This window comes from Streptomyces sp. NPDC104761 (genome assembly GCF_055583445.1).
Map to the genome: position 1 here is coordinate 53,023 of NZ_JBVJNZ010000025.1, position 14,929 is coordinate 67,951.

Sequence of the window (14,929 nt, forward strand, 5' to 3'; positions counted from 1 at the left end):
TCACGCTCCCTTGTCCCAGCCGGCGCCCCAGGCCTGTGGCACCGGGGGCGAGTCGGAGTGCGCGTGGTACTCCACGGACTCCGCCGTCAGTTGCATGAACGCCTCCTCCAGGGAGGCCTGCTGGACGCTCAGCTCGTGCAGCACGATCCCGTTCTGCGCCGCCAGCTCCCCGATCGGCTCGGCCTTGCCGCCCTCCGCCTCCAGGGCCCCGGTCCCCGTCTCGACGACGGTGATCCCGGCCCCGTGCAGGACGTCGAGCAGGCGCTCGCGCTGCGGGGAGCGGACCCGGACGTACGACCGTGAGTTCGTCCGGATGAAGTCCGCCATGGAGGTGTCGGCGAGCAGCCGCCCCTGCCCGATCACGACGAGGTGGTCCGCGGTCAGCGCCATCTCGCTCATCAGATGCGAGGAGACGAAGACGGTCCGGCCCTGGGCGGCCAGCGACTTCATCAGGGTCCGGATCCAGTGGATGCCCTCGGGGTCGAGCCCGTTGACCGGTTCGTCGAACATCAGGATCCGCGGATCGCCCAGCAGTGCCCCCGCGATCCCGAGCCGCTGCCCCATCCCCAGGGAGAACCCCTTCGCCTTCTTCCGCGCCACCGCCGTCAGTCCGACGGTGTCGAGGACCTCGGCCACCCGCGTCTGCGGGATCCCGTTGCTCTGGGCGAGACAGAGCAGGTGGTTGAAGGCGCTGCGGCCACCGTGCACGGCCTTCGCGTCGAGCAGCGCCCCGACGTACGTCAGCGGGTCCTTGAGCTGCTCGTACCGCTTGCCGTCGATCCGCACCCGGCCGGCCGTGGGGTGGTCGAGCCCGAGGATCATCCGCATGGTGGTGGACTTCCCGGCACCGTTGGGCCCGAGGAACCCGGTCACGATGCCGGGCCTGACGGTGAACGTGAGGTCGTCGACCGCCGTCTTGTCGCCGTAGCGCTTGGTCAGTCCCGCCAACTCGATCATGCGGCCACGCTAAGACCGGGGTTCGGGGGCTGCCACTTGAGTGCGGTGGCCGGGTGCGGGCCGGTGGGGGCCGCCCGCGCAGTTCCCCGCGCCCCTGAAGGGGCGCCAGCCGCAGTGCCCTTCTTCAGGGGCGCGGGGAACTGCGCGAGCAACCACACACGGCCCGCACCCGTACGACGAAGGCCCGCACCCCCCGAAGGGGACGCGGGCCTTTGACGTTGCTAGTGCTTACCGGGACTGCTGCGCCGGAACCCCGCGGGAGATCGGCTCGTCCTCGGTCGGCGAGCTGGCGGCAGCCACCGCCGCACCCGTCAGCGTGGCCAGCATCTCGCGGACGTTGGTCAGCTGGGCGTTGATGCTGTCGCGGCGGTTGGTCAGCGCGGCCAGCTCGCGCTCGGATTCCGAGCGGATCCGGTCGGCCTTGGCGTTCGCGTCCGCAACGATGTCCTCGGCCTGACGCTGCGCCGTCTCGACGGTCTGGCGGGCACGGCGCTCGGCGTCGGTGCGCAGCTTCTCGGCCTCCAGCCGCAGCTGCTCCGCGCGGTGCTCGATCTCCGCGAGGCGCTTCTCGGCCTTCTGCTGGCGGGACGCCAGGTCGCGCTCGGACTGCTCGCGGCGCTTGGCGAGGTTCGTCTCGAAGTCGGCGGCGGCCTGCGCGGCCTTCGCGCGGGTCTCCTCGAAGAGGGCGTCCGCCTCCTCGCGCTTGGACTGCGCGTCCTTCTGGGCCTCGGCACGCAGCTGCGAGGCGTCACTCTTGGCCTTCTCGACGATCCGGACGCCCTCGTCCTCGGCCTTGGACTTGCGCTCCGCAGCGAACGATTCTGCGTCGTTGCGCACCTGCTGGGCCGCCGACTCGGCGAGCTCGCGGTGCTGCTCGGCCGCGCGCCGGGCCTCCTCGCGCAGGTCCTTCGCCTCCTCCTCGGCGAGGCGGAGGATCTTCTCGACACGCGCGCCGAGGCCGGCGTACGACGGCTCCGCGTCGGTTACCTGAGCCTGGGCGTTCTGCGTCTCGAGGTGGAGCTCCTCGATGCGCTTTTCCAGAGCGGTGATGCGGGCGAGAGCGCTGTCACGGTCGGAGACGAGCTTGGAGATCCGTTCGTCCACCTGAGCGCGGTCGTACCCACGCCGCACTAGCTCGAAGCCGTAGGGGGAAGTGTCGCTCATGGGGTTCCTGTCGAAAGAGACCGGTGAGGTGATAGGGGGAATCCTAGGGGCCGAAGCGGTGTGTCATCGAGCGGATACGTGTTTGATCTGGAGAATGACACCCCTTTTGAGTGGCTCGCTGTGAGATCGCTTGCCAAAGCCTCTGCCGCAGATTTAATCAAAAGCCCCACAACACTACAGAACCGGCCCCGGTCTCTAGCCCTCTGACGACTTGCCACCCGAACGAGGCGCACCCACCGTACTGGCCGCCTTGACCCCGCCGTCCTTGCCGGCCGACGGGGCCTCGAAGGACTCCAGCGCCTCCAGGACGTCCTGGACACGGGAGATCTCGCCGTTGATGTTCTCCCGCCGGCGCTCCAGGATCTCCAGTTCGCGCTTTCCCTCCTCGACCGTGCGGCGGGCCTCGCGGATCGCCTCGGCCTTGAGCTCCTCGGCCTCCCGGACCAGCGTGGCCTTCTTCTGCTCGGCCTCCTTGAGCAGGCCCTCGGCCTTCTTGACGGCGGCGATCCGGACCTTGCCCGCCTCCGAGTTGGCCTCCGAGACCAGGTCCTTGGCCTTGGCCTGGGCCTTGGCGAGCTGCTCCTCGGCGGCCTTGATGAGCGCGTCACAGCGGTCGCCGGTGGACTTCATGGTCTCGGCGGCCTCGCGGCGGGCCCGCTCGTGCAGCTCCTCGATCTCGGCGGTGATGCGCTCGCGCAGCTCCTCCGCCCGCTCCCTGATGGCGGTGGCGTCCCGGCGGGCGCCGACCAGCAGCTCGTCCGCGTCCGTACGGGCCTTCTCCACCCGCGTGTTGCCCTCGACCGTGGCCTCGGACACCAGCCGGTCGGCCTCCTTGCGGGCCGCGCCCACCATGGTGTCGGCCTGCGACTCGGCGTCCGCGGTGGTCTTCATCGCCTGCTGCTGCGCCTCGGTGAGCAGCTTGTCCGCCTCGGCGGTCGTCTCGTTGATGAGCGTGTCGACCTGCTCGGCCACGTCCTGACGGCGCTTGTTGGCGTCCTTGCGGGCCTCGTCGAGGGTGCGGTCGGCCTCCTCGCGGGCGGCGTTCAGCATCCGCTCGGCCTCGGCCTCCGCGTCCGCCTTCAGCCGCTCGGCGTCGGCCCGGGTCCGGTCGGCGTGCAGCTGGGCGGAGCCGACCGTCTCGGCGGCCTCGGCGCGCAGCCGCTCCGCGTCGCCGGTGGCGTCCGAGATCAGCTTCTCCGCCTTGGCGATGGCGTCGGCGCGGACCCGGTCGGCCTCGGCGATCGTCTCGTTCTGCAGCCGCTCGGCCTCGCCGCGCGCCTCGGTGATGAGGGTGTCGGCCTGGGTCGCCGCGTCCGAACGCATCCGGTTGGCGTCCTCGCGCGCCTCGGCACGCGTGCGCGTGGCGTCCTGGTCCGCCTGGGCGATGGCGTCGGAGGCCTCGGTGCGCACCCGCTGGGCGTGCGCCGCCGCCTCGGACCGCAGCCGCTCCGACTCGGCCATCGCGTCGGCGACGGTCCGCTCGGCGAGCGACTTCGCCGCCTCGGACGCCTCGTTGGCCTCGCGCCGGATCCGGGTCGCGTCCTCGCTGGCCCGCTCCCGCTCGGCGTAGGCGTCGGCGCGGACCCTGTCGGCCTCCTCCTCGGCCTCCCGCCGGGTGCGGTCCGCGGCGTGCTCGGCGGCCGAGCGCAGCCCGGTGATCTCCTCCTGCGCCTGCTCGTGCAGCCCGGAGACGGAGTCCCGCACCTGCTGGGCGTGGAGTTCGGCGGCCGACACCATCTCGGTGGCCCGCCGGTCCGCCTCCTCGACCAGCCGAACGGCCTCGGCCTGCGCCTCCTCGACGCGGTTGCGCGCCTGGGCCAGCAGGTCCTCGCTCTGCTCGCGGGCCCGCTCACGCTCCTGGTCGGCCTCCTGGCGGGCGGAACCGAGCAGCTCCTCGGCCTCGCGGCGCCGCCGGGCGGCCTCCTCCTGAGCGGCGGCCAGCGTCTCGGACGCCTCGGTGGACAGCCGCTCCGCGGCCGCCTGCGCCTCGGCCCGGACCCGGTCGGCGGTGTCCTGGGCCTCCTGCTTGAGCCGCTCCGCCTCGGCCGCGGCCTCGGACCGCAGCCGTACGGCGACGGCCTCGCCCTCCGCACGGGACGCCGACGCGTCGGCGGCGGCCTCGTCACGCAGCCGCTCGGCCTCGGTCTCGGCCTGCTGCTGGAGCGTACGGATCCGCTCGGCGGCCTCGCTGCGCAGCCGGTCGGTCTCCTCGGCGGCCTCCCGGCGGATCCGGCCGGCCTCCTCGCGCGCCTCGGTCAGCGCCTGGTCGGCCGCCGTGAGCCGGTCCTCGGCCTCGGTGTGCAGGCGGGTCAGCTCGGCGGCGGCCTCCGCGCGCCGGGCCTCGACGCCCCGCTCGGTCTCCTCGCGCAGCTCGGCCGCGGCCCGCTCGGCGTCGGCCTGCATCGTCTCGGCCTGCTCCTGGGCCTCCGCGCGGAGCCGTTCGGCCTCCTGGCGGGTGCGCTCCAGGGTCTCCTCGGCCTGCCGGCGCAGCGTGGTGGCGCGCTCGATGGCCTCGGTGCGGACCTTCTCGCTGTCCGTGGTCGCGGTCTGCCGCAGCTCGTCGGCGTCCGCCTTGGCCTTGGCGAGCAGCTCCTCGGCGGACTTCGCCGCCTCCTCGATCTGCTGCACGGCCTCGCGCCGGGCCTCGGCGCGGATCGACTCGCCCTCGGCGACCGCGTCGGACCGCAGCTGCTCGGCCTCGCCGCGCAGCCGGCGGGCCTCCTCCTGCAGTTCGACCGTCTTGGCGCGGTACTCCTTGGTGTCGTCCTTCGCCGTGCCCTTGAGCTGCTCGGCGATGTCGTGCGCCTCTGCGCGCAGCCGGTCCGCCTCGGTCTCCGCCTCGGTGCGGATCCGCTCGGCCTCCTCGGCGGCGGCCTTCGTGGTCTTCTTGGCCTCCTCGGACGCCTTGTTCAGGACGTCCTCGGCGGTCTTGGCGGCCTTCGCCAGCTGGGAGGCGCTCTCCTCGGCGGTGAGGCTGCGGGCCTTCTCCGAGGCCTCGGCGATGATCTTCTCGGCCTCGGCCCTGGCGTCCGCGACGACCTGCTCGGCGCTCGCCTTGGTGGCCTCGGCGTCCTTGGTGGCCTCGCTGACCAGCCGGGCCACCTGCTCCTTGGCGGTACGGGTGCGCTGCTCGTTGGTGGCCTCGGCGCTGGACAGGGCCTTCGCGGCGTTCGCCTCGGCCTCGGCGACCAGCTTCTCGGCCTCGGACTGCGCCTTGCGCAGCGCCTCCTCGGCCTCCGCCATCCGCTGCTCGGCGGCGCGGCTCAGCTCGCTCGCCTGCCGGCGGGCGGCGTCCGACTCGGTCGCGGTGGAGCTGCGGAGCTGCTCCGCGTGGTCGGTGGCCTCCTGGGCCTGCGTGGAGGCGGCGTTCAGCAGCCGCTCGGCGTCCCGGCGGGCGCGCAGCAGCAGCTGCTCGGCCTCCCCGCGGGCCGCCTCGGCGTCGGCCTGCACCCGCTGCCGCGCCTCGGTCGCCAGCCGCTCGGCCTCCGCACGGGCGGCCGTCATCGCCTGCTCGGCCTCGGCCCGCGACTCGTCGAGCAGCCGCCGGGCCTGCGACTCGGTGCGGGCCCGCAGCTGCTCGGCCCAGGCCACGTTCTCGTTGACGTGCGACTCGACGGTCTGCCGGCGCTCGGCCAGCTCCTGGTCCAGCTGCTGGCGGCGGGTCACCGCCTCCTGGTGCAGCTCGGCCTGGAGCCGCGCGGCCTGCTCGGCGTGCTCCTGGAGGATGCGCTGGGTCTGCGCCCGGGCCTCCGCGGCCACCCGCTCCGCCTCCTGGCGGATCTGGTCGGCCTGCACCTGGGCGTTCCGCAGCAGCTGCTCGGCGTGGTAGCCGATGTCACCGCCGTCGAACGCGGGCCGGGACATGATGGTGCGCCTCGCCTCGTGCAGCTTGGCGCGCAGCACCTCGACCTGGTAGCCGAGGTCCTCGGCATGCTGGATCGCCTTTTCCCGCTCGGTCTTCAGCCGTTTCATCTCGGCCTCGAACCGAGAGAGGTGGTCGACGTCAGCCGCCGGCTCTCGCTCCTGGCTCTCGTAGCCCCGCACTGCGCGGTCCCATCCGTCCCCTGGTCGCAACCTTCTCCGAACGAGCTCCGTCCATCCGCCGAACGGGGCCCCCGGGGAATGGTGTCAGATCAACGGCGGAGCACGGGCTGCTGCCCCGACGCTCGTCCCCCGAAACCCGGACCCCGGCATGCGGCCGCCCCGGCCCTGCGAACGTGCGAAGGGACGACCGCCCCCAACCCTACCGGCCCATATGTACGAGGGTCAGTGCTCAGGTGACTCAACAGCCGCCGAAGTGACCAGTTCTGTCAGTACGCCGTGGCAGTCCTTCGGATGCAGGAAGGTGATCCGCGACCCCATGGAGCCGATCCGTGGCTCGTCGTACAGAACGCGTACGCCCTTGGACCGGATGTCGGCCGCGTCCCCGTCCACATCCGCCGTACCGAAGGCGATGTGGTGGACCCCCTCGCCGTTCTTGGCGAGCCACTTCCCGACCGCCGAGTCCTCCCGGGTCGGTTCGAGAAGCTGCAGGTAGGAGGCGCCTCCGTCGGACGTCTCGTTGATCTTGAGCATGGCCTCGCGCACGCCCTGCTCCTCGTTGACCTCGGTGTGGAACACCTCGAAGCCGTACGTGGCCCGGTAGAACTCGACGGTCGCGTCGAGGTCGTGGCAGGCGATCCCGATGTGGTCGATTCGCGTCAGCATGGATTCAGTGCAGCGTCACCGCGATGGTTACGCAACGTGCCAGCGATCACACTGACGGCCCGATGACGGCACGGAGTGCCACGCAATACATTCGAAGTAAACCCTCGTTCACTCCTCGGCAGTGCAGCCGGTAAGGGGATTCGCAGCTCATGACTTCTGGAACCTCTGGAACCACCTCGGTGATCGTCGCGGGCGCGCGGACGCCCATGGGACGACTGCTGGGCTCGCTGAAGTCCTTCTCGGGAGCCGACCTCGGCGGCTTCGCGATCAAGGCCGCCCTCGACCGCGCGGGGATCGGCGGCGACCAGGTGCAGTACGTGATCATGGGGCAGGTGCTGCAGGCCGGCGCCGGCCAGATCCCCGCCCGCCAGGCCGCCGTGAAGGCCGGCATCCCGATGAGCGTCCCGGCGCTCACGATCAACAAGGTGTGCCTCTCCGGCCTCGACGCCATCGCGCTGGCCGACCAGCTGATCCGCGCCGGCGAGTTCGACATCGTGGTCGCGGGCGGCCAGGAGTCCATGACGAACGCCCCGCACCTGCTCCCGAAGTCCCGCGAGGGCTTCAAGTACGGCTCGATCGAGATGCTCGACGCGATGGCGTACGACGGCCTGACCGACGCCTGGGAGAACATCCCGATGGGCGAGTCGACCGAGAAGCACAACACCCGCCTCGGCCTCGGCCGCGAGGAGCAGGACGCGGTGGCCGCGCTGTCCCACCAGCGGGCCGCCGCCGCCCAGAAGAACGGGATCTTCGAGGCCGAGATCACCCCGGTCGAGATCCCGCAGCGCAAGGGCGAGCCGGTCGTCTTCAGCAAGGACGAGGGCATCCGCGGCGACACCACGGCCGAGTCGCTGGGCAGGCTCCGCCCGGCGTTCACGAAGGACGGCACGATCACCGCCGGCAGCTCCTCGCAGATCTCCGACGGTGCGGCGGCCGTGGTCGTGATGAGCAGGGCCAAGGCCGAGGAGCTGGGCCTGGAGTGGCTCGCCGAGATCGGCGCCCACGGCAATGTGGCCGGACCGGACAACTCCCTGCAGTCCCAGCCGTCGAACGCCATCAACCACGCCCTCGAGAAGGAGGGCCTGGAGGTCGGCGACCTGGACCTCATCGAGATCAACGAGGCCTTCGCCGCCGTCGCCGTCCAGTCAATGAAGGACCTCGGTGTGTCCACCGAAAAGGTGAACGTGAACGGCGGAGCCATCGCCCTGGGGCACCCCATCGGCATGTCCGGCGCCCGGCTCGTCCTGCACCTGGCCCTGGAGCTCAAGCGCCGGGGCGGCGGGGTCGGCGCGGCCGCGCTGTGCGGCGGCGGCGGTCAGGGTGACGCGCTGATCGTGCGGGTACCGAAGGCCTGAGCCGGTTTCTTCGAGCGAACGAAAGCGAACGGAGCTGTGATGCAGGACGTCTCCTCACTGGTGGCCCAGGCCAGGGAGGGCCGACCGCGCGCGGTGGCCCGTCTGATCTCCCTGGTGGAGGGGGCGTCCCCGCAGCTCAGGGAGGTCATGGCGGCACTCGCGCCGCTGACGGGCAACGCCTACGTGGTGGGCCTGACCGGGTCCCCTGGCGTCGGCAAGTCGACCTCGACCTCGGCGCTCGTGACCGCGTATCGCAAACAGGGCAAACGGGTCGGCGTGCTGGCCGTCGACCCGTCGTCCCCCTTCTCCGGGGGCGCCCTGCTCGGTGACCGGGTCCGCATGTCCGACCACGCGTCCGACCCCGGCGTCTACATCCGCTCGATGGCGACCCGGGGCCATCTGGGCGGCCTCGCCTGGGCGGCGCCCCAGGCCATCCGTGTCCTGGACGCGGCGGGCTGCGAGGTGATCCTGGTGGAGACGGTCGGCGTCGGCCAGTCGGAGGTCGAGATCGCCTCCCAGGCGGACACCAGCGTGGTGCTTCTCGCCCCGGGCATGGGCGACGGCATCCAGGCCGCCAAGGCCGGCATCCTCGAGATCGGGGACGTGTACGTGGTCAACAAGGCCGACCGGGACGGTGCGGACGCCACGGCCCGCGAACTGAACCACATGCTGGGCCTCGGCGAGTCACGCGGACCCGGCGACTGGCGGCCCCCGATCGTCAAGACGGTCGCCGCGCGGGCGGAGGGCATCGACGAGCTGGTCGAGGCCCTGGAGAAGCACCGCGCCTGGATGGAGGAGCGGGGCGTCCTGGCGGAACGCCGTCTGGCGCGCGCCGCCCGCGAGGTCGAGACCATCGCGGTGACGGCCCTGCGCGCCCGCATCGGCGACCTCCACGGGGACCGTCACATCGACGCCCTCGCGGACCGCATCGTGGCCGGCGACCTGGACCCGTACGGCGCGGCGGACGAACTGGTGGCGGGCCTCACGCAGGGCTGACGCGGGCCGGGCCGACAACGTGGGTCGGGCCGTTCGTCGGCTGCGGGTTGGTGGGGGCCGATCGCGCAGTTCCCCGCGCCCCTTTCGGGGGGCTGGTGTACCGCTGTGGCTTTCGGTGGCTGTGCTTGGCGGTGGTGGGTCCGGTCGTTCGTCGGCTGCGGGTTGGTGGGGGGCTTGTCGCGCAGTTCCTCGCGCCCCTTCCGGGGGGCTCGTCCGCGGTAAGTGTGCGTATGCGGTGACCGGGGCTGCTAGCTTGAGCGGCATGTTCCTCTTCTTGGCGTAGGGCGCACCCGGTGTCGCCGTCGGCATGTGAGTACTCCGTGCCGTGGCGCGCAGTGGTGTCCCCTCTTCCGCCTCTGATCGAGGAACTCACTCATGTCCGCGTTGACTTCGGCGCGTCGTTCGGCTGCCCGGCGGCCGTCGTACGCCGCCGTCCTGGGCCTTCCGCACGCCCGCCGTACCTTCCTCGCCGCCCTGGCGGCCCGTCTCTCCTACGGGACGGTCTCGCTGTCCGTCCTGCTGTCGGTCACCCGGGCGACCGGCTCGTACGCCGTGTCCGGGGCGGTGATGGCCCTGTTCGGCGGCGCAACGGTCGTCCTGCTGCCGGTCCGGGCGACCCTGGTGGACCGCTTCGGTCCCCGGCGTGCCCTGCCACCGATGGCGGCGGTCTACAGCGTCCTGCTCTGCGCCCTGGCCGCCCTGGCCTGGCGCCCCGGCGCTCCCGCGGCCGCGCTGGCAGCGGCCGCCGCGCTCACGGGCTGCTGCGCCCCGCCCCTGGGCCCGACCATGCGGGCGGTGTGGGGCCGCCTGGCCGACGACCCGGCGCTGCTGCGACGGGCGTACAGCCTGGACGGGGTCGCCGAGGAACTGCTGTTCGTGTCGGGTCCTGTGCTGGTGGGCCTGCTCCTCCGGTTCGGCCCGCCGCCGGCCGGGGTGCTGCTGAGTGCGGTGCTGATGCTGGGCGGCACCTGGGTGTTCGTGGCATCTCCCGCGGTTCGGGGGGTGGTGCCGCCGAAGCGGGAGCCGGGCCGGCGGCCCGGCCGTCTCCCGGCGGCCCCGGTGATCGCGGCCGTCGGTCTCGGCCTTGCGCTGAGCGCGGCCGACCTGCTGGTGATGGCGTTCGCCGCGCGGCGGTCCCACGGTGAGGCGGCGGTCCCCTGGGTGCTGGCCGCGCTCTCGGCGGGCAGTGCGGTCGGCGGCCTGCTCAACGGCGCGGTGGAGTGGCGCCGCCCGGCCGGGCAGCGGCTGGGGTGGCTGGCGGCGGGGCTGGGCACGGTCCTTGCCGCGGCGGGCCTGGCGCCCGGCGTCTGGACGTTGGCGGTGGCCATGGCGGTGACGGGGCTGTTCGTGGCCCCGACCCTGACGACGGCGTATCTGCTGGCCGACGAGACGGCGGCGGAGGGGGAGCGGACGCGGGCCGGGGCGTGGGTGAACGCGGCCGTCAACGCCGGCAGCTCGGCGGGGTCCGTGGCGGCGGGAGTGCTGGCGGGGCGGGTCCCGGTGACCGTCTGCTTCGCGCTGGCGGGAGGTGTCGCCCTCGTGGCCGCCGTAGGGGTGCGGGTCGCCGTCGGCCCGTGGGCCGGTGGGGGCCGGTGGCGCAGTTCCCCGCGCTCCTGACGGGCGCTCCACGGACAGGGAAGCGCCCTCACGCAGCGAGCGGCGGACGGGACCTGAACCCCCGTCCGCCGCTTTCAGGTGCTGTCTGTCGTCACGGACGCCCGCGTTGCCCCCGCAGGTGCTCCGCGATGGGCTTCAGGCCCTTGTCCAGCTCCATGAGTGCCTCCGGCGACAGCAGGTCGATGAAGTGCCGCCGCACGGAGGCGACATGATGTGGCGCCACCTTCTTCATCGTCTCCATGCCGTGCTCGGTGAGGACGGCGAACAGGCCGCGGCGGTCGGACTCGCAGTTCTCGCGGCGGACCAGGTTCGCGTTCTCCATGCGGGTGATCTGGTGGGACAGCCGGCTCTTGGACTGGAGGGTGGCGGAGGCGAGGTCGCTCATCCGCATCCGGTAGTCCTCCGACTCGGACAGGTTCACCAGGATCTCGTAGTCGTTCATTGTCAGGCCGAACGGCTGCAGATCCTTTTCGAGCTGGTACGTCAACAGCCTGTTGACCTCCAGGTGGGTGCGCCAGGCGCACTGCTCCGCATCGGTCAGCCAGCGCGTGGCCGTCTCGGTCTCCATGAATGAAGTCTACCTAAAATGTTGAAAGGCGAACTAGTGAGGGTGGTGTGACTGTGCGCACGCGTTCGATGTCACACTCCGCAGACTACCGCTCACAGCCCGAAGCGACGCTGGAGGTCCCCCAGCTGTCCGGGAAGGCGCGGTGCCCCCGGTTGTTGTGGACGACCTGTGGAGGGGGCGCCTCCGCCGGGCACTCCGGGCTCGTGCGGAACCGCTCCCGCGGCCTGCTCGGCCATCAGGGTCTCGGTGGACTGGAGCAGGACCGTACCGGCCCCTACGAACTCGAACTGATGCTCCTCTCCAGAGGCCCCGCCGAGGCCCGTCAGTGCACGTAGACCGCCCAGTACGCCGGTCATGTACCCATGGTCGTAATGGTGGCAGGGGGAGGGGCAGTCCGCCCACCCCACCAGCGCCTGCGGGTCCACCCGGATGGGGGGTTCCATGAACACCACCGGACCGTTGGACGCCGCCACAAACTTTCCGGTTCCGATAAGGGTCAGAAAACCGGGAACGATTGATTGCTTCAGCGCGAGACTTGGCTGAAAAGCGAGCAGGTTGCCGGAGCGAATGGTCAGGTTGCCGTCTTCCAGGTCGTACGAGTTCACATCGAACGCCCGGTCGGCGAGGAGCATCTTGCCCGAGCCCTCCGCCACCACCCAGTCGCTCGCGTGCAGAGGCGAATGGAAAGACGTGCGGACAAGCCGGTCCAAACGGCCGTGCCCGATGCCGTTGAAGGCGATCGAGCCGTAGTAGGCGATCATCTTCCCCTTCTGCAGGAACCACTGACCGCTCTTGAGCTCCACGCAGAAGGTGTACTTGTTGACGTTGTCGTCGACGGGGAGGGTCATCGGGTCGTACACGACCGGCCCGGCCGCGCCGGTGGCTCCGTATGCGCTCACAGCTTCTCCTCGGACGCCTGCACGTACACCATGCCGTGGCCGCTGAGCTCCAGCTGGAAGGCCTCGCCGGAGCCGCGGCCCACCATCTCCCGCCAGCCGAGTGCGGACGACAGCTTGTTGCGCACGTCCCCGTGGTGGGCGACGTAGGCCTGGGGGTCGACGTGGACCGGGCGCTGCGGGGTGACCGGGATCTCGAAGACCCCGCCGTGGGCCATCACGGCGACCGCGCCGTGGCCCTTGAGAGTGGTGGTGAACAGGCCCTGCCCGGTGACCTGGCCGCGGACCATGCCCATCACGCCGCCCTGGGAGCCCATGAACATCGTCCCCTGCTGCAGCGTGCCCTCGAAGGCGAGCAGCCGGTCCGCCTCGACGTAGAGGGTGTCGCCGGTGAGGGTGATGACGTGGACGTGGTGGCCGCCGTGCCCGAAGAAGACCGTGCCGCTGCCCTCGACGGTCATGAGGGGGGTCGCCTCGCCGGCGACCCGGCGGCCGAGCATCGACATCAGCCCGCCCTGGCCGCCCTGGATGTTGGGCGTGAAGGACACCTCGCCCTTGTACGCGAGCATCGCGCCGCGCTGGCTGAACAGCCGCTGACCGGGCACGACGGTCGCCTCGACCATCTTGGAGTTCACCTCGCGCAGGGCCATGTCAGACATCCCCCGCGATCGTGTTGCGCTCGCTCGGCTGCACGTACACCAGGCCGTCCCCCTCGAACCGGATCTGGAAGGCCTCCCCGCCGCCCTCTCCCAGGAACGTGCGGAAGGTCACGCCCGACTGGAAGGACTGGCGGAGGTTGCCCTGGTGGGCGATGTAGGCGCCCGGGTCGACGGTCAGCGGGTACTGGGGGCTGACCCTGAGCACCACGGCCGGGCCGTCCGACATGATCGCCGCCTGGCCGTGGCCCTCGACCGTCGTGGTGAACAGCCCGTTGCCCTGGGAGGCGCCGCGCAGGCCGGTGAACGTGGTGCCGGTGCGCAGCCCCGCGTCGGTCGCGAGCAGGTTGCTGGACTCGACGTAGAGCTTGTCGCCCTGGAGGCCGACCAGGTTGATCTCGGACGCCCGGTCCGCGAACCAGCACGTCCCGTGCCCCTTCACCTCCATCACCGTCATCTGCTCGCCGGTGAGCCGCCGGGTCACCATCCCGCGCAGCCCCTCGCCGCCGCCGCTCAGCTTCTTGAACGCCATCTGCCCGTCGTACGCGACCATGGAGCCGTTCTTCGCCTTCACGGCGTCCCCGGTCATCTCGACGGCGAGCACCTTGCTGCCCTGGAGTCGGAACATCGCCACGCTGCGAAGGTAGCCGCAGGCAGACGGCGGCGACAGGTCCCGTGGGTGGACATCACCCCGGAACCGCCCCCTAGGGGTGCGGCTGAGAGGGGTGCGGCTGTCAGCGGTGCGGCTGTCAGGGGTGCCGGCGCTCACCGGGGAGGCGTATCACCGCCGTACCGGCCGTCAGGTCGACCGTGGACCTCGGCGGGGCGCCGTCCTCCTCGTCGTCGCGCAGCACCAGCGCGCTCTGCCGCTCTTTGAGCTCGTTCTGCTTGCCGGGGGAGAGCGCCGCGTGCAGTTGCTCGAAGCCGGTCGCGGAGATCTGTCCCTGCCGGCCGGCGTTCCGCCACGGCAGCGCCCCCGCCCGCCCGGCCCTCAGCAGCAGCTGGTCCACGAAGGCCAGCACGGTGAGCAGCACCACCAGCCCCGGCAGGGTCATGAAGAACACGAACCGCATGTCCGCGCTCCTTTCGTCGCGCGGCCCAGCCTGCCACCCCCGCGCCGGGTCCGCGCCGGCCTTTGCCACAATGGCAGAACGTTTGTGCTCGCGTTCACAAAGAGTGGACGTCTCTCCCACCGAAGGTGACTCGTGGACATCAAGACCGCCACCGCCATCCGCCGCCTGCGCCTGGTCTCCGCTCCGGAGGCCGTTTCCTTCCTGATCCTCCTCGTCTGCTCGGTGCTCAAGCGGACCACGGACTTCAACGCGGTGCCCGTGATGGGCGCGATCCACGGTGTCCTGTTCATCCTCTACGTGATCTTCTGGGCCGACGCCTGGAACCGCACCAAGTGGTCCCTGAAGACCGGCCTCTTCTACTTCGTCCTCTCCGTCCTGCCGACCGGCGGCTTCTTCGCCGAGCGCAGGCTCAAGCGCGCCGCCGAGGACGAGGTCATCGCGGCCCGGGCCCGCAAGGAAGGGGTCGTGAACGCATGATCGTCGCCTTCTCCGTCACGCCGCTGGGTGTCGGCGAGGACGTCGGGGAGTACGTCGCCGACGCCGTCCGGGTGGTCCGCGAGTCCGGGCTGCCCCACCGTACCGACGCCATGTTCACCTCGATCGAGGGCGAGTCGTGGGACGAGGTCATGGACGTCGTCAAGCGGGCCGTCGCTGCCGTGGAGGAACGCGCCCCGCGCGTCTCCCTGGTCCTCAAGGCGGACATCCGCCCCGGCGTCACCGACGGGCTCACCAGCAAGGTGGCGACGGTCGAGCGGCACCTCGCCCAGTAGCCGCAGCGGCAGAAGAAGCCCCGGCGGAAGGAAGCCCCGGCGGAAGGAAGCCCCCGGCGGAAGGAAGCCCCCGGCGGAAGGAAGCCCCCGCGGAAGGAAGCCCCCGCGGAAGGAAGCCCCCGCGGAAGGAAGCCCCCGCGGAAGGAAGCCCCCGCGGAAGGAAGCCCCCG

The 14,929-nt window shown here is 71.6% G+C and carries 14 protein-coding genes; 5 read left to right on the top strand and 9 right to left on the bottom strand.

Annotation, left to right across the window (positions count from 1 at the left end; genetic code table 11):
• The 4 genes from ACZ63F_RS40415 to mce all read right to left on the bottom strand — a co-directional run bounded on the left by ACZ63F_RS40415 (position 1) and on the right by mce (position 6,828).
• A complete protein-coding gene (locus tag ACZ63F_RS40415; protein WP_469718801.1) occupies positions 1-957 on the bottom strand; it encodes an ATP-binding cassette domain-containing protein in 957 nt (318 codons plus the stop codon).
• A 228-nt stretch (positions 958-1,185) separates the two neighbouring features.
• The gene (locus ACZ63F_RS40420) at positions 1,186-2,121 is read right to left on the bottom strand and encodes a coiled-coil domain-containing protein (RefSeq protein WP_351494353.1); all 936 of its coding nucleotides are present in this window, start codon (positions 2,119-2,121) and stop codon (positions 1,186-1,188) included.
• Positions 2,122-2,316: 195 nt separating this feature from the next.
• On the bottom strand, positions 2,317-6,165 hold the full coding sequence (gene scy, locus ACZ63F_RS40425; protein ID WP_469718803.1) for a polarized growth protein Scy: 3,849 nt from the start codon (positions 6,163-6,165) through the stop codon (positions 2,317-2,319).
• 222 nt (positions 6,166-6,387) lie between these two features.
• Positions 6,388-6,828 (bottom strand): methylmalonyl-CoA epimerase, encoded by a 441-nt coding sequence (mce, locus tag ACZ63F_RS40430; RefSeq protein ID WP_123974084.1) that lies wholly within the window; start codon positions 6,826-6,828, stop codon positions 6,388-6,390.
• A 149-nt stretch (positions 6,829-6,977) separates the two neighbouring features.
• Here mce and ACZ63F_RS40435 point away from each other — a divergent pair, with 149 nt between their 5' ends.
• From ACZ63F_RS40435 to ACZ63F_RS40445, 3 genes are all read left to right on the top strand, one after another.
• Positions 6,978-8,183 (top strand): acetyl-CoA C-acetyltransferase, encoded by a 1,206-nt coding sequence (locus ACZ63F_RS40435; protein ID WP_469718804.1) that lies wholly within the window; start codon positions 6,978-6,980, stop codon positions 8,181-8,183.
• 39 nt (positions 8,184-8,222) lie between these two features.
• Positions 8,223-9,179, top strand: a complete 957-nt coding sequence (gene meaB, locus ACZ63F_RS40440; RefSeq protein ID WP_469718807.1) for a methylmalonyl Co-A mutase-associated GTPase MeaB — start codon at positions 8,223-8,225, stop codon at positions 9,177-9,179.
• Positions 9,180-9,554: 375 nt separating this feature from the next.
• A complete protein-coding gene (locus tag ACZ63F_RS40445) occupies positions 9,555-10,796 on the top strand; it encodes an MFS transporter (protein WP_469718808.1) in 1,242 nt (413 codons plus the stop codon).
• 91 nt (positions 10,797-10,887) lie between these two features.
• On the opposite strand, the gene ACZ63F_RS40450 is transcribed toward ACZ63F_RS40445, so the two are convergent.
• The 5 genes from ACZ63F_RS40450 to ACZ63F_RS40470 form a co-directional block, all read right to left on the bottom strand.
• Positions 10,888-11,364: a MarR family winged helix-turn-helix transcriptional regulator gene (locus ACZ63F_RS40450; protein WP_316782318.1), complete on the bottom strand. Its 477-nt coding sequence runs from the start codon at positions 11,362-11,364 to the stop codon at positions 10,888-10,890.
• Positions 11,365-11,456: 92 nt separating this feature from the next.
• Complete coding sequence (locus tag ACZ63F_RS40455) at positions 11,457-12,212, bottom strand: AIM24 family protein (RefSeq protein ID WP_469718827.1); 756 nt, start codon at positions 12,210-12,212, stop codon at positions 11,457-11,459.
• A 47-nt stretch (positions 12,213-12,259) separates the two neighbouring features.
• A complete protein-coding gene (locus ACZ63F_RS40460; RefSeq protein ID WP_352365005.1) occupies positions 12,260-12,910 on the bottom strand; it encodes an AIM24 family protein in 651 nt (216 codons plus the stop codon).
• A 1-nt stretch (position 12,911) separates the two neighbouring features.
• Positions 12,912-13,544, bottom strand: coding sequence for an AIM24 family protein (locus ACZ63F_RS40465; RefSeq protein WP_093499030.1), 633 nt, complete (start codon positions 13,542-13,544; stop codon positions 12,912-12,914).
• Between the two features lie 121 nt (positions 13,545-13,665).
• Positions 13,666-13,989, bottom strand: coding sequence for a DUF6191 domain-containing protein (locus tag ACZ63F_RS40470; protein WP_469718811.1), 324 nt, complete (start codon positions 13,987-13,989; stop codon positions 13,666-13,668).
• Positions 13,990-14,121: 132 nt separating this feature from the next.
• Here ACZ63F_RS40470 and ACZ63F_RS40475 point away from each other — a divergent pair, with 132 nt between their 5' ends.
• Together ACZ63F_RS40475 and ACZ63F_RS40480 are read left to right on the top strand one after the other, a co-directional pair.
• Positions 14,122-14,466: a DUF3817 domain-containing protein gene (locus tag ACZ63F_RS40475; RefSeq protein ID WP_351494370.1), complete on the top strand. Its 345-nt coding sequence runs from the start codon at positions 14,122-14,124 to the stop codon at positions 14,464-14,466.
• Positions 14,463-14,759 carry an MTH1187 family thiamine-binding protein gene (locus ACZ63F_RS40480; RefSeq protein ID WP_351494372.1) on the top strand — a complete coding sequence of 99 codons (297 nt, stop codon included), beginning with the start codon at positions 14,463-14,465 and terminating at the stop codon, positions 14,757-14,759. Before ACZ63F_RS40475 ends, ACZ63F_RS40480 begins: the two co-directional genes overlap by 4 nt.
• Positions 14,760-14,929 lie beyond the last annotated feature (170 nt).